Below are 18,725 nucleotides of genomic sequence, written 5' to 3' on the forward strand. Positions count from 1 at the left end.
ACCCGAACTCACCTGATGATCACAAGGATTGGTGGAACGAACAGATGGATCTCGGACTGAACGGCAAGGTCGCCCTGGTGGCCGCGGGCACCAGCGGGCTCGGCCTCGCGGTCGCCACGGCGCTCGCCGAGGAGGGCGCCACGGTCTCGGTGGCCGGGCGCTCGACCGAGCGGCTGGCCAGGGCGGTGGAGTCGCTGGAGAAGGCCGCCACCGGTGGCGGGATCAGCGGCCACTCGCTCGACGTCCGGGACGAGCAGGCGGTGGCCGACTGGGTCGAGCAGGCCGCCGCCCGGCACGGCGGCGTCGACATCGTCGTCACCAACGCGGGCGGCCCCGGCCCCGGCCACGCCACCGCGCACCCGGTGCAGGCCTACCGGGACGCACTGGAGCTGAACCTGCTCTCCGCGGTGTCGCTGGTGTCGGCCGCGGTACCGCACATGCGCCGCAAGGGCTGGGGCCGGGTGCTGTTCATCACCTCGCTCTCCGCCAAGCAGCCGATCGACGGGATGGCGCTGTCCAACACCGTGCGGCCCGGGCTGCTGGGCTACGCGAAGTCGCTGGTCCACGAGCTGAGCCGGGACGGCATCACGGTGAACGTGCTGGCGCCCGGGATGACCCGCACGCCCGAACTGGAGCACTGGGCCGAAGGCCTGGAGGGCGGCATTCCCGGCCTGACCGCCGACATCCCGGTGGGCAGGCTCGCCGAACCGCGGGAGCTCGGGGCGGCGGCCGCCTTCCTGGCCGGCACCCGCAGCGGCTTCGTCACCGGGACCGTGCTCCCGGTCGACGGCGGCGCCTCGCGCGGCCTGTACTGACGCCCGTCCCCGTACGGCGTACGCATCCCGTCCCGTCCCGTCCCGCGTACGCATCCCGCCCCCGCCGGCGGCGCGCCGGCCCGCACCCGAAGGACTGATCGACCATGACCATCCAGCGCGACTCCCGGGACCGGCTCGAAGCGGCCCCGCAGGCGGTGGCCCCGCAGGTGGCCCAGCGGCTCGTGATCGACCACCAGGGCGTCGCCACCGGCCCGGCCTCCGAGGTGCCCGGCGCCCGGCAGGGCGGCACCATCACGCTCCTCGCGGACGCCCCGCCGGAGCACATGGACCCGGCCCAGACCTACATCGGGACCACCCTCGCGGTGGCCACCGCCTTCTTCCACCGCACCCTCACCGGCTACCAGGAGGATCCGGACGGCGACGTGCTCACCCTCGTCGGAGACCTGGCCACCAACGCCGGCCGGACCACCGACCGCGGCCTGACCTGGACGTACACCCTGCGCGAAGGTCTGGCCTTCGAGGACGGCACCCCGATCACCTCGGCCGACGTGGCCTACGCGGTCGCCCGGTCCTTCTCCGAACTCGGCACCTACGGTCCGCAGTTCATCCAGCGGGCCCTCGACCCCGAGCGGACCTACCGAGGGCCGCGGCAGGACGGGCTGCCCGCCCCCGGGGTGAGCACCCCGGACGAGCGGACCATCGTCTTCCGGCTCGCCGAGCCGCACCCCGACTTCCCGTTCTTCGCCGCGACGACCACCACCACCCCGGTGCCCCCCGACCGGGACACCGGCGCCGGCTACAACACCTCCTGGCTCTCCACCGGCCCCTACCGGCTGAAGGACGACCGCCCGGGCGAGTACTTCGTGCTGGAGCGCAACCCGCACTGGCAGCCGGCCTCCGACCCGATCCGCCGGAGCTACGTCGACGAGATCCGCTGGCAGTTCGGCGTCGACCGGACCGCCCAGACCCGCCGCCTGGCCGAGGTCTCCGACGCCGACGCCACCGCCGTCGCCACCACCGACGTGGCCCCCGAGGAGATCCTCGCCGTCCAGCTCGATCCCGAGAAGCTGCGGCGGGTGCTGGACGGCCCGACCGCCTACGCCCAGTACATCTACATCAACACCAGCCGGGTGACCGACCCGGACGTGCGCCGGGCGCTGATCTACGCCTTCGACCGCGAGGCCTACATCGAGGCGGCCGGCGGCTCGGCCGCCGCCGAGCCCGCGACCACCATCCTGGCCCCGCTGCTGCCCGGCCACCGCCGCTACGACGCCTACCCGGCCGGCCCGAACGGTGACCCGGCGAAGGCCGAGCAGCTGCTGGCGGGCAAGACCGTGCCCAAACTGCGGTACGCCTTCCAGGACATCGCCCCGCTGCGCCGGCTCGCACCGGTGGTCAAGGCCGGCCTGGAGCGGGCCGGCTTCGAGATCGAGCTGGTCCCGGTGGACCGGGCCGCCTACTACAGCACGGTCGGGCGCCGCGACACCGACGCCGACCTGGTCTGGGGGGTCTGGGGGCCGGACTTCCCGGACCCGGCCGGGGTGATGGACGTGCTGTTCCGGGGCGACCGCCTCACCGAGACGGGCAACATGAACCTCTCGTACTTCGACGTGCCGGACATCAGCCGGCGCCTGGCCGCACTGGCCAAGGAACCCGACCGGGCCTCGGCCGCGGCCGGGTACGCGGAGCTGGACGAGGAGATCATGACCGAACACGCGCCGCTCATCCCGGTGTTCTACAAGCGGCAGTTCTCGCTCGTCGGACCGCAGGTCGGCGGACTGTTCATCAGCGCGCTCTACTCCTTCCCGAACCTGACCCGGGTGCACGTGCTGCCGCGCAGCACCGGCTGACCCCGGACACCCCGGCACCCCGGACACCCCGGCACCCCGGACACCCCGGGGCCCCGCATACCGAAGACGCAGGGCGGCACCTACCCGGCTCCGCCCTGCGCCGCCGCCCGGCGGCACCAGCCGCCGCCCGCCGCCACCGCCGCTCCGGCACGCCGGTCACCCCGCCGGTTGCCGGAACCCCCGTACACCGAGGAGGATGCCCAGGTGCCGACCCAGCTGCCGACCCGGACCCAGAGGCCCGCACTGCCCCGGCTGCGCGCCGGGCTCGGCGGGATGCCGAGAGCCTTCTGGGTCCTGTGCGCCGGCACCCTGGTCAATCGGGCCGGGACGATGGTGCAGCCCTTCTTCGCGCTCTACCTGACGACCGGTCGGGGTTTCTCGACGGGCTCGGCCGGCCTCCTGCTGGCGCTGTTCGCGGTCGGCGCGCTGCTCTCGCAGGTGCTCGCCGGCTGGCTCGCCGACCGCTTCGGGCGCCGCTCGACCCTGCTCGGCGGCATGCTGGCGAGTGCGGCGCTGATGGTCGCCCTCGCCCTGAGCAGCAGCATCCCGGCCTTCGCGGTGGAGCTGTTCCTGCTGGGTCTGGCGATCGACGTCTACCGGCCGGCCTCCAGTGCGCTGGTCGCCGACCTGATCCCGGAGCGTGACCGCACCCGCGCGTACAGCCTGCTGTTCTGGGCGGTCAACCTCGGCTACACCGCCGGAGTGCTGACCGGCGGGCTGCTGGTGCGGTTCGGCTTCTCCTGGCTGTTCTGGGTCGACGCGGTCTCCTGCGCGGCGTTCGGCATCATGGTCCGGCTCGCCGTCCCCGAGACCGCCCCGCCGCCGGGGACTGCGCCGCACGGCTCCGGCTCGGGCTTCGGCGCGGTCCTGCGCGACCGGGTGATGTGCGTCTTCGTCCTGATCACGGGCGGCTACGCGTTCGTCTACCTGCAGACGATGTCCACCCTGCCGCTCGCGATGCGGGCGGACGGCCTCTCACCCGCCGCCTTCGGCACCGCGATGGCGGTCAACGGCGTGGTCATCTCGATCGTCCAACCGCTCGCGGTGGTCCGGCTCAGCCACTGGAACCGCAACCTCGTGCTGACCGGTGGCATGCTCCTGGTCGGCCTCGGCTTCGGCCTCAACGCGCTGGTGTCCTCCCCACTCGGCTACAGCTCCACCACGGTGGTGTGGTCGCTCGGGGAGATCGCCTTCACCGGCGCCAGCGCGGCCACCGCCGTCGCGCTCGCCCCGGCCCATCTGCGCGGCCGCTACAGCGGGGTGTACGGCTCCGCGTGGTCCCTGGGCGGGCTCCCGGCCCCGGTCCTCGGCGCCTGGCTGCTCGGCCACGGGTCCACCCTGCTCTGGCTGGTCTGCGCGGCGATCGGCCTCTGTGCGGCGGTCGGCCAGATCCTCATCGGCCCGGCCGTCACCCGCCGCACCGCGGCAGCCGCCACCGACCCGGACGCCTCCCCGCAGGCGGACGCCTCGCCGGACACCACCGGTGGCCGTGACAGCGCCGGAGATCACCACGAGGGCGCCGACCCGACCGAATGAGCCACCGGCTCCCCGCTCCCGACGCCTGCCGCGACCCCTCCCGACGCCTGCCGCGACCCCTCCCGGGGACTGCGGACGACCGCACGCGCCGCCGCCTTCGCCACCAATCCGGACGCACGTATCGACGGCCGGTCCTTCGGCGTGCACCATGGTTCGTCCTGGGCGCGGGGGCGCCCGGGACAGGGGCGGAGGGGTTTGATGGGGGAGAGAATCGACCAGGGCGGGGAGCCGGTGCGCCCGTCCTGGCCGTCCTGGCCGGAGCTCGGCGGTTGGAGCGGGGTGTGGGACGCGCCCCGTGACCGGGAACAGGAGGCGGAGCGGGAGCGGCGTTCGGTCACGGGGAGGGTGGAGCTCTTCGCCGGGCCGCTCGACGGACGGTACCCGCGGTTCCCCGGAGCGGCGGGCGGCGAACCCGTCGGAAGGCTGGAGTTCCCCTCGGGACCGGGCGGCCGGTACCCGAACGGGAGGTCCCTCTACGTGCGGGATCCGCAGCGCCCCGGCGTGTACCGATGGGCCGGCGACCTTCCGTAGGCGGACACCCGCCGTCCGGGCGGCCGTCGTCCGGCGTAGCGGGGCGGGCAGCCGTGAGCCGGTCCGCCGCCCGGCGCCGTCACGGCTTCCGCGTGTCGGCGCCGAGGGAACCGTCCTCCACACACAGGACGGGGACGCGCCGGACGAGGTTGTTCGCGAAACCGCCGCGGTTCCACGGCTGGTCGAGCGGCTGGGTGTGTCCCGCCGCGTCGTGGGCGCGGGCACCCAGCACGTGGCGGCCCGGCGAGGCCGTCCAGCCGTGCTGCCAGCCGCGCCAGGCCCAGGGGTGCCGGTCGTCGGCGGGGGTGAGCGCGGCGTCGGCCCAGGAGCGGCCGTCGTCCGTGCTCACCTCGACCCGGACCACGGGAGCGTGGCCCGACCAGGCCCGGCCCTCCAGCCGTACGAGGCCGGGCCTCACGACGCGGGTCCTGGACATGAAGTCCGGGAAGCCGGGCGGCGCGATCAGCGCGCGTGGGGCGATCCGGGAGACGGGTTCCCCCGGCTCCGCGGCCTCCTGCCGCAGGCAGTAGGCGACGGCCTGCTGGAATCCGGTGAACGGCGTCGCGGTGAGGGTGATCTCCCGAAGCCACTTCACCTGCGCCATGCCGTACCAGCCGGGGACCACCAGCCGTAGCGGGCAGCCGTGCTGGGGCGGCAGGGGGTCGCCGTTCATCGCGTACGCGAGCAGGACCCGCGGGTCGTGCCCGGTCGCGATCGGGAGCGGGAGGCTGCGCCGGTAGTCCTGTTCGACGCCGCGTTCGACCCCGTGGTCGGCGCCGGTGAAGACGGCTTCGACCGCGTCGGGCCCGACCCCCGCCGCGGCGAGGACGAGTCCCAGCGGTGCCCCCGTCCACTCCGCCGTGCCGACCCCCTCGACCAGCCACGGCTGGCTGACCGGGCGCGGGGAGAGCAGGGCCCGGCCGTTGCCCGCGCACTCCATGGTCACGCGCTCCGTGACCGCCGGGAAGGACCGCAGGGCGTCCAGATCCAGCGTGAGCGGTTCGCGCACCCGGCCCCCGACGCGCAGGCGCCAGCGCGCGGGGTCGGCGGCCGGGATGTCGTAGTGCGTCAGGACGTAGTGCAGCCCGGGCGGGCTGAGGTCGTAGCGAAGGGCCTCCAGCGGCAGGCCGTGGTTGCGGGCCGCGAGCGCCAGTTCCTCCAGGGAGATCGCCTCACCCGCCGCTGCCAGCCGGGCAGGGCCGCTGATGTCGCCGAGTCGTGGCTCCATGACCCCATTGTCGTCCTCCGCAGGGGAGTCCGGCTCGCCCTCCCGTCCTGAGAAGTCCTCTCCGGTCGGCGGCCTTGGGCGGTTGCCATGCGTCGCAACGGCCCAAGGGGTGGTCGGTGGATCAGTCGGGCGGGTGGTCCAGCAGCCAACCGGCCAGTTCCTCGGCCGCCGGGTCAGACCGGTGTTGCGCTCGCCGTGGTGGACGTGCGCGAAGCCGCCCGGCGGCTCCCACTTCGCGTCGGGGGCCGGGACGGTGACAGCGGTCCGGGTGCGGCGGACACCGGGGCCGGGATGGTGAAGGCGCCGGCGTTCTGCTCGGCCTGTCCGTCCTGCTGGGTCAACGTGCGCTCCAGGTGTGGGTGAACGCGCCGGGCCGGCGGCCGGAGACGGCGGTGGCGGCGCGGATCGTGGTGACGCGCCCAGCACGTCCCCTTCACCGTCACGGTTGGTGAGCGAATCGCCGCTGGTCACCGACATAGGCGGCGGGAGGGCGGAGAGTTGACGGCGGTCGTGACCGAAACCCTTCGTCAGCGAGTTCCCGGGGCCCGCGGCCGAGCCCCGGGAGACGCCGGGTCAGCCGCGGACGGTCGGCTGCGACGCGCTCGCCGTGGCGAGCGGTGCGAGAGCGGCCCGCGCCGGATCCGCCGCCGTGTTCGGGTCCGGGGTCAGGGACGGCACCGCCCGGCGGGCGGGGACGAGCAGGGCGGCGAAGGCGGCGGCCAGGCAGAACACCGCGAGCAGGGCGAAGCCGTGGGTGTAGCCCGCGACGTAGGGTTGTCCGGAGGGCTGCAGGTGGCCGGTGACCAGGCCGGTCATCAGGGCGGCGCCGAGCGAACCGCCGATGGTGCGGATGTTGGCGTTCATGCCGGTGGCCGCCCCGGTCTGGGCCGCCGGAACGCTGTGGACGATGAGGTTGCTCATCGAGGCGAAGGCGAGCCCGATGCCGAGCCCGAAGACGCCCGCGGCCAGGGCGACCTGCCAGGGCCGGTCGTGCCACCCGGCGAGGATCGCGCAGGCGATCGAGCCGAGCACGGCACCGGAGGTGAGCTGGGCCTTCGCCGGGAACCGGCCGGCCAGCCGGCCACTGAGGATGCCGGAGGCGAACATGGCCACCAGCATCGGCAGCATCAGCAGTCCCGCGCCGGTGACGCTCGACCCGAAGCCGTAGCCCGCCGAGGACGGCGTCTGCGCGAAGCCGGGCAGGAACGCCCAGACCGCGTACATGCCGCCGCCGAAGAGCAGCGCGGCGGTGTTGGTCGTCCAGACCGCCGGGAGGCGCATGATGCGCAGGTCGATCAGCGGGTTGCGGGAGCGGGCCTCGGCCAGGGCCCAGAGGGCGAAGAGGACGACGGCCGTCACCAGCAGGACGATCACGGTGGCGGATCCCCAACCCCACTTCGCAGCCTGGCTGACCGGCAGCAGCAGCGCCACCAGCCAGCCGGAGAGCAGGACGGACGCGAGCCAGTTGACGCTTCCCTCGGTGCGGCTCGGCGACTCGGGGACGTAGCGGTGGGCGATGATCGCGGTGATCGCGACGATGATCACGGGGAACCAGAAGAGCCAGCGGTAGTCCAGGGCCCCGACGATCGGACCGGCCAGGACCATGCCGAGGCCGCTGCCCACCGCGATGACGGCGGACAGGTTGCTGATGCTCGCTGGCACCCGGGCGGCCGGGAACTCGTCGCGGATGATCCCGAAGGACAGCGGGAACAGCGCACCCGCGATGCCCTGGAGCACACGGGCGACGATCAGCACCGTGATGTTGGGGGCGAGGGCGGCGACGAGGCAGCCGATCAGCAGGGCGATCAGCGCCGCGACCAGGGTGCGCTTCTTGCCGACCAGGTCGCCGACCCTGCCGAGGATCGGCGTGAAGATCGAGGCGGAGAGCAGATAGGCGGTCATCACCCAGGTGACGGTGGCCTGCGAGGTGTGCATCGCGTGCTGGACGGTCGGCAGGGCGGGCGTGATCAGCGACTGGAGCAGGGCGAACACGCCCGCGCCGGTGGCGAGGACGCCGAAGGTGAGGCGATTGGAATGGCGGTTCATCGGACCTTCTCGGGGCACGGGTACGACGCGGACAGGAGGGTGGCGAGGGCTGCGGACGTACGGAGGGCAGGGTCGTACGGAGGGCGGGAACGGTCGGCAGGTGGGACGGAGGCAGGGCCTGACGGCCTCGCTCGGCGGCCCCGGGCAGGATGCCGCCGGGTGGCGGCGACCCCGGGGCCCGGGAACGCCGGTGGACGGCGCGGCCGGACGGCAGCAGCGCACGGCGGTGGCCCCACTGCTAAAGTTGAGGCATGCCTCCATATTAGCGGAGGTGCCCCTCCGGTTCAATCCGGTATCCGAGATGAGGTCCCCGTGTCGGAACAGGTCGTCGTCAGCGAGTTCCTCGCGGCCCAGCGCCCGCGCCGTGCCGACGCCGCACGGAACTTCGACGCGCTGCTCGCCGCCGCCCGGGAGGCCTTCGCCGAGCACGGCGCAGACGCCTCACTGGAGGACATCGCCCGCCGCGCCGGCGTCGGCATCGGCACCCTCTACCGCAACTTCCCCACGCGCAGGCACCTCTTCGAGACGGTCTACGCCAACGAGGTCAACGACCTGAGCCTGGTGGCGGAGGAACTCTCCGGCGAGCCGCCGTGGCAGGCGCTGACCGGTTGGCTGCGCCGCTTCGTCGCGTACACGCTGACCAAGCGCGCGATCCGCGAGGCGCTGGAGGGGGAGGAGAGCGATGTCTTCCTGGCCTGCCGGCAGTCGATGTACGACGCGGCCGAGCCGCTGCTCAGCCGGGCGCAGGAATCCGGCGAAGTGCGCCAGGACATGAGCGTCGACGACCTTCTGCGCCTCGTCTCCGGCATCAGCTCGGTCGCGTTCCCCGACGAGGAGCAGCGCGACCGCGTGCTGGGCATCGCCCTCGACGGCGTACGCACCGGCAGGTGAGCGGGGCGCCGCCGCCCTGGTGCGAGGCTTCCCCCCCCCGGGCGGCGGACGCGTTGCGCCGGGCGGGGGTCTCGCCGGGCTGAACGCGCCTCGGCGGTGAACGCGACCTGGCGGCCGACGGCGCCCGGTCGGGGTGTCCCGCCGGGGCGACGTCGGCCGCCAGGGTGTCAGGCCGCGAGGGTGTTCAGGGGTGTTCGGGGGTGCCGGGTCGACCGCGTGTGCGGCCTCCGCGGCCGCCGCGTCGTCGGTGGGCTCAGCCCCGCCAGGGGCTGACCACCGCGCGGGCCAGGTCCACGCTGGCGAGCCGCCGGTGGCGCTGGGCGCCGTCGGAGTGCACGGCCGTCTCGGAGGCCTTGAGCGCGTCGGCGACGGTGTGCCCCGCGACGACGAAGGTGTGGACACCGGGCCGTCCGTCACTGCTCACGGTCGGCACGCAGACGCTCCACAGCGCGCCGCGGAACGCGGGTCGGCCGCCCGGGTCGGCCGTCCGCACCGGTGGCACGGAGTGCGCGGCGGGTACCGACGTCGTACGGGGGGAGATGAGAATCCGATGGTTGGCAGGCACGTAGGGCTCCAAAACGCCAAGGCCGGGGAGCGTGGGTGACCGGCTACTGCTGGTGAGATTCCTTCGCTCGCCCGATCGCCAGGGATGCCTGGTGCCGGACGGTCCCATCGGCTCGCAAAGCCGACTGCTCGGTGTTCACGGCGAGCCGCCCACGTTCGCTCAGCTCGCTCGGGACGGCCCCAGCCAGTGCTGATGGCCGTCCGGCCCCGAAGGACTGCCGTCATGATGCCACGAAGGTATAGACCTTTTCGATACCTCGGCGGCAATTTCGCCACCGCCCCACCGATGCCGCCCGGACCGTCACTCCTGGTGAGCGGCCCGGTGACCGGAGGGCTCCAGGGGCTGCACCGTCCGTAGCGTCGTCGGGGCGGCCAGGGGCTCCGGGGGTGCGGCCCGCAGGGTGCCGGCCGCCACGGCCGCCACGGCACAGAACGCGACCGGCAGGAAGAACGCGAGGTTGAGCGGGACGACGTGGGTCAGCGGACCGATCACGGCCGGTCCGGCGAGCATGCCGAGGTAGCCGAGGCCGGCCACCCGGGAGACGTTCGCCCCGGCGGCGGCCGGGTCGGCGTGGCCCGCCGCGCTGAAGAGCTGGGGGATGCAGCCGGACAGGCCGATGCCGAACACGGTCCAGCCGATCAGCGCCGGTGCGATCCACGGTGAGAGCGCGGCGAGGGTCAGGCCCGCACCGCCCAGGACGGAGCCGAAGCGCAGGACGGCGACGGGACCGAAGCGGCCGGCCACCCGGTCGGCCAGCAGACGGCCGGCCGTCATCGCGGCGGCGAAGGCGCCGTAGGCGAGGGCCGCGGTGGCGGCGGGCGCGTCGAGGACGTCCCGCAGGTGCAGCACGCTCCAGTCGTTGGCCACCCCTTCGCAGAGCATGAGCATCAGGGCGAGCGCGGCCAGCACCCAGATCCGGCGGGGTGTCCCGCGCCGGGTCCTCGCGCCGTCGCCGTCGCCGGCCGGCGCCGCGGCGGGCGCGGGCTCGGGCGCCAGCAGTCCGGGGGCGGCCACGGCGGCGGCGACGAGACCGACGCCGGCCACCACGGCCAGCGTCGCGCCGGGGCTCCAGCCCCGCCCGAGGGTGCCGGCGCCGAGAAGCGCGGCGAGGACACCCCCGATGGAGAAGGCGGCGTGGAAGGCGGACATCACCGGGCGGCCGTAGCCACGCTCGACCTGGACGGCATGGGCGTTCATCGCGACGTCCAGGCAGCCGTTGCCGAAGCCGAGCACCAGCAGGGCGCCGCCCAGCGTCCAGGGGCCCCCGGCGAACCCGGGCAGCACGAGGGCCGCGCTGCAGAGCGCCGCGGCGACCGGTACGACGGCCCGGGCGCTGAAGCGGTCGGTGAGCGGACCGACGATCTGCATGCCCGCGAACGCACCGGCCCCGAGCAGCAGCAGCAGCCAGCCGAGGGTGCCGTGCCCGATCCCGGCCCGGTGCTCGACGGTGGGGATGTGGACGATCCACATCCCCATGAGGAAGCCGTTGAGGATGAAGTAGGCGAACGTGGCCAGCCGTGCGGTCGGCAGTGATCTCTCCATGATTTCGAACATAGCAAACAGAATTACTGTTGGATAAGTTGCTCTTCGAACATCATCGATGTTCAATCGTGGTCATGGCGAGTACGGAGCGACTGCGGCAGATCACCGAGGTGGTACGTGAGGCGGGCCGGATGGGCATCGCGGAACTGGCCGAGCTGACCGGGGCCTCCGAGATGACCGTCCGCCGGGATCTGGAGGTGCTGGCCGAACAGGGAGTCCTGGAGCGCTACCGGGGCGGAGCGCGAAGTCTGCTGCTGCGCGGGGAGGAGCCGCCGTTCGCGCTCCGGGTCGCGGAGGGGGCGGAGGCCAAGCGGCGGATCGCGGCCGAGGTGGCGCGGCTCATCTCCGACGGTGAGTCCGTGGTTCTCGACAGCGGCACGACCTGCCTGGAGGTGGCGCACGCGTTGGAGGGCCGCAGGCTCACCGTGATGCCGCTGTCACTGCACGCGGTCAACGCCCTCGCCAGGGCACCGCAGTTGACGCTCCTGGTGCCCGGCGGCCGGCCGCGCGCCGGCGAGCTGGCACTCACCGGCCCGCTGACCGAGGCCTCGCTGGCAGCCCTGCGCTTCGACACCGCCGTCATCGGCTGCTGCGGCCTGACCGCCAGGGACGGCCTGACCGCCTACGACCTGGACGACGCGGCGATCAAGCGGGCCGCGATCGCCTCGGCCCGCCGGGTCATCGCCGTCGCCGACGGCGCCAAGCTGACCCGTACCGCCCTGGCCTTCGTCGCGCCGGCCTCGGCCCTGCACGCGGTGGTCACCGACGAAGGCGCCCCGGCCGGGGAGAGCGCGGCCCTCGCCGCGGCCGGGGTGACCGTGCGCAGGGTGTGAGGCTCCCGCCGAGCGACGCGATCACCGTCCGACCGGACGCCGCCCGTGGCGGGTGTCGTCCGTGGCGGACGCCGTCCCGGGCCGGATCTCCCGGGCCGGGGCCGCGTCGACGCCCCTCCGAAGCCGGTGCGTCGGCACTGACGGCCCACCAGGGGAGTCGCGTCCGGGGCGGTGGCCTCGACCGCCGACGGGCCGGCGTCGGCGTGCTCCCGGTGGCACGGGCGTCGTGTGGTGCCATCTCAGCCGGGTTCCTGTGCGGGCCCCCGGCGTCGCGCTAGGCTGTCCCCATGTCGAACCCCGACGGGCTGCTCGTCGACATCGCCGCGATGGTGGAGTCCGAGCACAGTAACCAAATGCCTCTGACCGTCGTCGTGCCGGGCGCGGTGATCACCGGCAGGCTCGCACCGGAAAGCCTCTGGCGGCAACGCGTGGCGGAAGTCCTGCAGGCCTCCGACCACCTCAAGCCCTTCGCGTCCCTGTTCGTCCCCGCACGGGCCGACGGCGGGCCCGCGGGCGCGGCGGTCGACGCCGACGGCGGGCCGACCCATCTGCACCTGCACGTCGCAAGGATCCTGCAGGGAAGCTACGGCCTGCCGCACACCGGCGGCATGTACCGCATCGCCATCGACAGCGTGAGCAGCTGGACCGTGGGAGACCTCAGCTACTCCGACCAGTGATGGGGAGGGGCCGGTGACCGGGGAGAGCCGGTGACCGGTAGGCCGGTGAGTGCGCGGGCGGACGGCTGACCGTGCCCCGTCCACCGCGCCGTCCGGCCCGACGGCCCCGGCCCGCTCACCCCTCCTCCCGCGCCGCGCCGTCCGTGGCCGCGCCCCGGCGGGCGCGGCGTCGGACGCCCGGTACCGATCAGGACAGGGTGAACCGCTGGGCCGTGGTGCCGTTGCAGTCCCAGATCTGCAGCGCGTCACCCGACTTCCGGGCGTTGTCCCGGTCGTCCAGGCAGCGGCCGGACTGCGGGTTGTAGAGGGTCCCGTCGCCACGGCTCACCCAGGTCTGCGCGCCCGTGCCGTTGCAGTCCCACAACTGGGTCGCGGCGCCGTTCGCGGTGGCGCCGGCCGACACGTCCAGGCACTTGCCCAGAGCGTGCAGGGTCCGGTCGCCCGGGGCCGACCAGCGCTGCGCGTCGGTGCCGTTGCAGCCGGACAGCTGGATCGCCGTCCCGGAGGCGGGGTCGGCGTTGCCGACGTCCGCGCACAGCGCTCCCGGGCCGCCCACCGCGCCGGGCGGCAGCTTCCACGTCTGCGCCGTGGAGCCGCCGCAGTCGTAGATCTGGAGCTGAACGGCGCCGGGCGAGGTGTCGCCGTCCGGGTCGTCGAGGCAGCGGCCCGACGCGGGGTTGGCCAGCGACCCGTCGGTGCGGTGGGTCCACGTCTGGGAGGCCGCGCCCGAGCAGGTGGCGAGACCGACCGGCGAGTGGTTCGCGGTCGCGCCGCCGGTGACCGTCACGCACTTTCCGAGCGCCCGAAGGGTGTTGTCCGCCGGGCGCGAGAAGGTCTGGGCGGCGGTGTGGTTGCAGCCGTAGAGCTGGACGGCCGTTCCGTCGGTGGAGGAGCCGCCGCGGATGTCCAGGCACTGGCCGCCGGGCCCGGTGACCTCGCCCGCGGCGGGGTTGGCGGTCGCGCTGCCGGCGAGCGTGACGGTGTGCGCGGAGCCCAGCGCCAGCGGGGCCGTGCTGACGGTTACCGTGCGCCGGTTGGAGTTCCACGACCAGTCGGTCTCGGGCACCTGCACCCCGTCGACCAGTACGGCGGTCGGCGCGGCCGAGTTGGACAGCCGCAGCGTGTACGCCCGCGCGGTGGGCGCCCCGCCGTAACCGCCGCTCTGGGCGCCGACGGTGAGGGTGCGGCTCGTGTCGTTCCAGGTCAGCGGCGCCGAGGTGGACTGCCCGCTGCGGTATCCGGCGCCCTCGCCGGCGTCCTGGTAGAGGGAGAAGGCGCCGTCGGCGCCGGCCGCGACGTTGACGGTGAGCCGGGTCAGCGGGCTCGTACCGGCGTTGTCGACGTAGTCGGTGCGGGTGGGCAGGATGCCGCCTGCCCTGATCAGCACCGGCATCTGCGAGAGCGGGTCGGTGATGGTCACGGTGGCCGGGCCGGTGTAGGTGCGGCCGGTGAAGTAGTCGGTCCAACTGCCCGGCGGCACCCACACCGACGCCGACCCGTTGCCGTTCGCGTCGTTCGGCGAGGTGATCGGCGCGACCAGCACGTCGTCGCCGTAGAGGTACTCGCCGGTCGCGGTGTAGGCGGCGTCGACGGTCGGGTAGTCCAGGTACATCGGCCGCACGATCGGTACCCCGGTCGCGCTCGCCTGCTGGGCCAGCGTGTACGTGTACGGCACCAGCGCCTCGCGCAGCCGCAGGGACGACTCGGCGGCGGCCGCCGCGGCGCCGGTGTAGTTCCACGGCAGGCGGTCGCCGTGGTCGGAGTGCATGCGGTCGATCGGCTGGAAGGTCCCGAGCTGCATCCACCGGGCGTACATGTCGTCGGCGAGGTGCCCGCCGTGGAAGCTGCCGATGTCGTCGCTGACGTTGGACAGGCCGGCCGCCGCCTCGTCGGCGGTGAAGCGCGCCTCGAAGGACATCATCTCCCAGGTCGCCGGGGTGTCGCCGGTGAACTGCAGGGTGTTGCGCCGCTCCGACCACGGGCCGGCGGGGTAGTTGCTGTCGTCACCGCCGGGGTCGGAGCCACCGATCCGGGAGAACGCGAACCCGCGCAGCCCCTTCGCGGCGCCGTCGTCCGCGTACGCCTGGTTGATCAGACCGTCCGGGGTGACGTGCGGGTCGGAGGCGGAGGAGCCGTCGCAGCAGGCGTCCAGCCACCACTCCCGCACGCCCTGCTGCTCGATCGGCTGGTGCAGCGCCAGGTAGGCGGCGAGCTGCTTCGGGTCGGACCAGTCGAACCTGTACGTGGAGCCGCCGTCGGAGGCCAGCCCGCCGGCCGCGCTGTTGGTGGCGGCGAACTGCGGGTCGGCGCTGTCGATGGTCGGGTGGATGTTCAACGACACCGCGAGGCCCTGGCTCCTGGTCCAGTTCATGAACGCCTGCGGGTCGGGGAAGAGCGAGGAGTTCCAGCCCCAGCCGTTCCACCGGGTCGGCGACTTCCAGTCGGTGTCGACCACCAGCCAGTCGATCGGGGTGTTGCTGGCGCGGAAGGCCGGCAGCAGGGTGTTCTCGTAGTCGGCGGTCGCGTAGGGGTAGTAGCGCGAGTACCACACCCCGTACGCCGACTCGGGCAGCAGCGCGGCGCTGCCGGTCAGGGTGTTGAGGTCGGCCAGCCCCTGCTTGTAGTTCTGGCCGTAGCCGAAGAAGTAGCCGTCCTCGTAGGGCTGTCCGCCGTGCCCGGGCCGGTCGGTGACGGTGTGGGAGGCGCTGAGCAGTGCGCTGCGGGTGTCGTCCATCAGGTACCAGCCGTCGCGGTCCAGGATGCCCGGGTGCTCGGGCACCGGCAGCGTCCCCGGGTTGTCCAGCGAGCGCGACCAGCCGCCGAGGGTGTCGGTCGGACCCGCGCCGTACCCGGTGGTGGTGAGCGCGCCGGAGGCGGTCGGGTAGGCGGTGGTCGAGACCGGCGTGACGGCGAGGCTGTCGATGTTGACCTTGCCGGTGTCGCCGGCGTTCTGCACGATGCTGACGGCGTCGGTGCCGGCGGTGAGGTTCACGGTCGTGGACGCGGTGGACCAGGTGTCCCAGGAGGAGGTCGCCGGCAGGCCGAGCGCGGGCCCGGCGGCGCCGTTGATCCGGGTGGACAGGCTGCCGGTGCCGCCGGCCGCGTTGGAGTAGCGCACCGACAGCCGGTAGCTGCCGGTGGAGGGGATCTGCGAGACGTCCTGTCCGAAACCGCTGCCGGCGCCCTGGTACCCGGCGACGAAGCCGGAACCGGTGTGCCCGCTGTGGTCGTAGGCCGCTTTGGCGGACCCGGTGACCGTGCCGTTCTCCGCCTCGCAGGCCGAGCCCACCACGCAGAACGACGGGAACGACGGCGCGGCCGTGACCCCCGTGCCGGCCAGCGTCACGGCCAGGTTGGCGGCGGTGAACGGTCCGCTGCCCTGTTTGTACCGCAGGGTCAGACCGCTGGTCCTGATCTCCCGGTAGCCGTCCGAGCTCACGCCGGTGGTGTACGCGGGCACCGGGAAGGTCCGATTGACGGCGTTGAAGGTCGTCCCGTCCTGGAACACGCCGTCGCCGGCGTACTCCAGCCGCACCAGCGTCGGGCTCAGCACCTCGAACCGCGCGTTGCCGTCGGTGACGACGTCGCTCGCAGCGCGGGCCGCGGGCGCGGCGGCGACGGTGGCGCCGACCAGCGCGGCGGACAGCAGCGCCAGGCAGCCGCCCACGGCCAGGATCCGCCGGGCCCGACGGGTGCATGAGCCATGCATCACGGGGCTGGTCGGTCGGGCAGACGGCTCTTCAGCGAACAGCATGCTCTCGCCTCCTCGGCAGCGGACTCGGCAGTCGCGGCTTGACGTGCGGGCAGGGTGGACGTCTCCCGCCGGCCGGCGCCCCGGGATCATGGCAACGTTGTCAAGCAGGGGGCTACGGCCCTGCCCCCTCACCGCGGCGAGACGTTAGCAGAGCGCCACCGTGTGCGACACCTCTGTGACCGAAACGCCATCGGCCCGCTGTCCGGCGGCGGCGTGCGGCGGCAGAGCGGGCTCGGCCGTGCCGGGAATCGCGTCGGTGCTTCCCGTGTGGGGCGGTCCGGATGACAAGCTGTCCCGGTCGGGATGCCGCCGGGCGTCCCCCGACCGAGGGGAGGCCCGGGCGTGGGGCTCGGTGGAGTAGCGGGGGAGCACGGCCCCGACCCGGCGGCGCGGCACGTGCCGCCCTTCGATCCGGAGCTGGGCGCCGCGCTGGCGGCAGCAGGCGCGGCGGCGCGGGAGCCGGTCACCTCGGAGAGCCTCGCGGGCAGGCAGCGACGGGACGCCTCGGCCCGGCCCCGGCCCACGGTGGGGGACCTGCGGGACGGCGGCCGGTTCGAGGTGGAGGAGCTGCGCGTACCCGTCCCGGGAGGGCCGGACGGCGGTGACGTCGCCCTCGTCCACGCCCGGCCGACCGGGGCCATCGGGCCGCTGCCGGTGCTGTACTACCTGCACGGCGGCGGAATGATCATGGGCAACGCGTGGTCGGTCCTTCCTCGGCTGCTGCGCGAATGGGCCCTCCCGCTGCAGCTCGCCGTCATCTCCGTCGAGTACCGGCTGGCGCCGAGGGCCCGGTACCTCCAGCCCGTGGAGGACTGTTGGGCCGGTCTCGTCCGGGTGGCAGAGCACGCGGCCGACCTCGGCGTCGACGCGGACCGCGTCATCATCGGGGGGAAGAGCGCCGGCGGTGGACTCGCCGCGGCCCTCGCCCTGCTGACCCGCGACCGGGGCGGCCCGGTTCCGATCGGTCAACTGCTCCTGAGCCCGATGCTCGACGACCGTGACGCCACCTTCTCCGGCCACCAGATGGCCGGCCGCGACACCTGGGACCGGACCTCCAACGCGACCGCGTGGCGGGCACTGCTGGGCGACCGGTACGGCGCCGCCGACCTGTCGCCCTACGCGGCCGCCGCGCGCGCCACGGATCTGTCCGCCTTGGCCCCGGCCTACATCGAGGTCGGATCGGCCGAGACCTTCAGGGACGAGGCCGTGGCCTACGCCGACGGGATCTGGCAGGCCGGTGGCGAGGCCGAACTGCACGTGTGGCCGGGCGCGTTCCACGGCTTCGACACGCTCGCACCGGGTGCGGCCCTCAGCCGGGACGCCCGCGAAGCCCGCTCCCGCTGGCTCCGGCGGATCCTCGGACGATGAGGCTCGGGTGCTCGGGTGCTCGGGTGTACTGAAGTGCACCGCCGGGGCGGCGCGGAGAGCGAGCCGGGGCCGCCGTCCGCGGCACGGGCGGGTGCCGGTCCGGGGTCGTGGTCGCGGGGCCCCGGCTCTCCAGGGGCCCCGCGACCACGTGCGTCAGGCGGAGGGGGTGGTCGCCGCGCCGAGGTGTCGGGTGAAGAAGCGGACCGCGCTGTCGGCCTCGAACCTGGGGAGCTCCTTGTGCGCGCCGGAGTTCACGTGCAGCGACTTCTCCTTCGAGGCGAAGGCGTCGAACAGGGCGAGTCCCTCCTCGCGGGAGATGTGCTCGTCGTCCCACTGCAGGTCGAACTCGATCGGGACGGTGATCCGCTTCGCCTTCTCGGCCAGGACGTCGGGCCAGTGCTGGCCGAAGACCGCGGCGGTGATCCGGGGTTCGGCCGCCACGAACGGAATGCCGATCGCGGTGCCCATGTTGATGCCCCAGTAGCCGACCGGCCCGTCGGCGCCGATCTCCGGGAGCTGCTGGAGCGCGTCCAGGGTCGCCCGGTACTCGGGCAGGGCGAGCTCCGCCAGGTGGTCGTTGTAGCGGACGACGATCGGGCCCTCCGGCTCGCCGGCCGCCCTCGCCCGGAACAGCTCGGCGATCTCGGCCTCGTCGTGCGCGGTGCGCGGCCGGTCGCCGTGCCCGGGCGCGTCGATGACGGCGACGTGGAAGCCGCAGCCGGCCACCAGGAGGCGGGCCCGGCCGGACATCGCCGGGTGCTTCTTGTGGTTGCCGCCGCCGTGGCCCATCAGGACCAGGGGCGCGCGATCGGCGGCGGAGACCGGAGACCAGAGAACACCGGGGACGTCGCCCACGGTGAAGTCGCGCTCGACGACGCCGTTCGACGACGACCGGGCGGTGAAGTGCAGAGAATTCACGGGTGTTGCCTTTCGGAAGGGCCTTGTTGTCGAGGCGCTCCCGGCGACACCTACGTCTGTCGCCCGGCCGTGACGGCTGGGGGGAGCACCCACATCGATACAGCGTTCATGGGTCTCACCTCCTCGGGCGGCGTCACGGGCAACCGAAAGCTATCAGGCCCGACCACCTCGCTCCAGTCCTTTTCGCCGTTCCGCGACCACCGGTGCGCA

Annotated in this window: 14 protein-coding genes; 8 read left to right on the plus strand and 6 right to left on the minus strand. The window is 73.8% G+C overall.

What is annotated here, in order from left to right; all coding sequences use genetic code 11:
* Positions 1 to 44: 44 nt before the first annotated feature.
* The 4 genes from OG823_RS32140 to OG823_RS32155 all read left to right on the plus strand — a co-directional run bounded on the left by OG823_RS32140 (position 45) and on the right by OG823_RS32155 (position 4,693).
* Entirely contained in the window at positions 45 to 815 is a 771-nt protein-coding gene (locus OG823_RS32140; RefSeq protein WP_371483751.1) for an SDR family NAD(P)-dependent oxidoreductase, read from the plus strand.
* A 104-nt stretch (positions 816 to 919) separates the two neighbouring features.
* Complete coding sequence (locus tag OG823_RS32145) at positions 920 to 2,626, plus strand: ABC transporter substrate-binding protein (protein WP_371483752.1); 1,707 nt, start codon at positions 920 to 922, stop codon at positions 2,624 to 2,626.
* 204 nt (positions 2,627 to 2,830) lie between these two features.
* Positions 2,831 to 4,162 carry an MDR family MFS transporter gene (locus OG823_RS32150; RefSeq protein ID WP_371483753.1) on the plus strand — a complete coding sequence of 444 codons (1,332 nt, stop codon included), beginning with the start codon at positions 2,831 to 2,833 and terminating at the stop codon, positions 4,160 to 4,162.
* Between the two features lie 198 nt (positions 4,163 to 4,360).
* Positions 4,361 to 4,693, plus strand: a complete 333-nt coding sequence (locus OG823_RS32155) for a hypothetical protein (RefSeq protein ID WP_371483754.1) — start codon at positions 4,361 to 4,363, stop codon at positions 4,691 to 4,693.
* 79 nt (positions 4,694 to 4,772) lie between these two features.
* Here OG823_RS32155 and OG823_RS32160 read toward each other — a convergent pair whose 3' ends face one another.
* The gene (locus OG823_RS32160; RefSeq protein ID WP_371483755.1) at positions 4,773 to 5,921 is read right to left on the minus strand and encodes a sulfite oxidase; all 1,149 of its coding nucleotides are present in this window, start codon (positions 5,919 to 5,921) and stop codon (positions 4,773 to 4,775) included.
* Between the two features lie 573 nt (positions 5,922 to 6,494).
* Positions 6,495 to 7,967, minus strand: a complete 1,473-nt coding sequence (locus OG823_RS32165) for an MFS transporter (protein ID WP_371483756.1) — start codon at positions 7,965 to 7,967, stop codon at positions 6,495 to 6,497.
* A 312-nt stretch (positions 7,968 to 8,279) separates the two neighbouring features.
* On the opposite strand from OG823_RS32165, the gene OG823_RS32170 reads away from it, so the two are divergent.
* Positions 8,280 to 8,858, plus strand: a complete 579-nt coding sequence (locus OG823_RS32170) for a TetR/AcrR family transcriptional regulator (protein ID WP_371483757.1) — start codon at positions 8,280 to 8,282, stop codon at positions 8,856 to 8,858.
* Between the two features lie 253 nt (positions 8,859 to 9,111).
* Here OG823_RS32170 and OG823_RS32175 read toward each other — a convergent pair whose 3' ends face one another.
* Together OG823_RS32175 and OG823_RS32180 are read right to left on the minus strand one after the other, a co-directional pair.
* Positions 9,112 to 9,423 (minus strand): hypothetical protein, encoded by a 312-nt coding sequence (locus OG823_RS32175; protein ID WP_371483759.1) that lies wholly within the window; start codon positions 9,421 to 9,423, stop codon positions 9,112 to 9,114.
* Between the two features lie 300 nt (positions 9,424 to 9,723).
* Positions 9,724 to 10,965, minus strand: coding sequence for an MFS transporter (locus tag OG823_RS32180; protein ID WP_371483761.1), 1,242 nt, complete (start codon positions 10,963 to 10,965; stop codon positions 9,724 to 9,726).
* 74 nt (positions 10,966 to 11,039) lie between these two features.
* Here OG823_RS32180 and OG823_RS32185 point away from each other — a divergent pair, with 74 nt between their 5' ends.
* A complete protein-coding gene (locus OG823_RS32185) occupies positions 11,040 to 11,798 on the plus strand; it encodes a DeoR/GlpR family DNA-binding transcription regulator (protein ID WP_371483762.1) in 759 nt (252 codons plus the stop codon).
* 287 nt (positions 11,799 to 12,085) lie between these two features.
* Positions 12,086 to 12,475, plus strand: coding sequence for a hypothetical protein (locus tag OG823_RS32190; protein WP_371483764.1), 390 nt, complete (start codon positions 12,086 to 12,088; stop codon positions 12,473 to 12,475).
* A 187-nt stretch (positions 12,476 to 12,662) separates the two neighbouring features.
* Here the strand turns inward: OG823_RS32190 and OG823_RS32195 are convergent, their stop codons facing one another.
* A complete protein-coding gene (locus OG823_RS32195; RefSeq protein WP_371483765.1) occupies positions 12,663 to 16,184 on the minus strand; it encodes a ricin-type beta-trefoil lectin domain protein in 3,522 nt (1,173 codons plus the stop codon).
* 387 nt (positions 16,185 to 16,571) lie between these two features.
* Between OG823_RS32195 and OG823_RS32200 the strand changes: the two genes are divergently transcribed.
* Positions 16,572 to 17,597 (plus strand): alpha/beta hydrolase, encoded by a 1,026-nt coding sequence (locus OG823_RS32200; protein ID WP_371483767.1) that lies wholly within the window; start codon positions 16,572 to 16,574, stop codon positions 17,595 to 17,597.
* 153 nt (positions 17,598 to 17,750) lie between these two features.
* On the opposite strand, the gene OG823_RS32205 is transcribed toward OG823_RS32200, so the two are convergent.
* A complete protein-coding gene (locus tag OG823_RS32205) occupies positions 17,751 to 18,515 on the minus strand; it encodes an alpha/beta hydrolase (RefSeq protein ID WP_371483768.1) in 765 nt (254 codons plus the stop codon).
* Positions 18,516 to 18,725 lie beyond the last annotated feature (210 nt).

This window comes from Kitasatospora sp. NBC_00315 (genome assembly GCF_041435095.1).
GTDB lineage: Bacteria > Actinomycetota > Actinomycetes > Streptomycetales > Streptomycetaceae > Kitasatospora.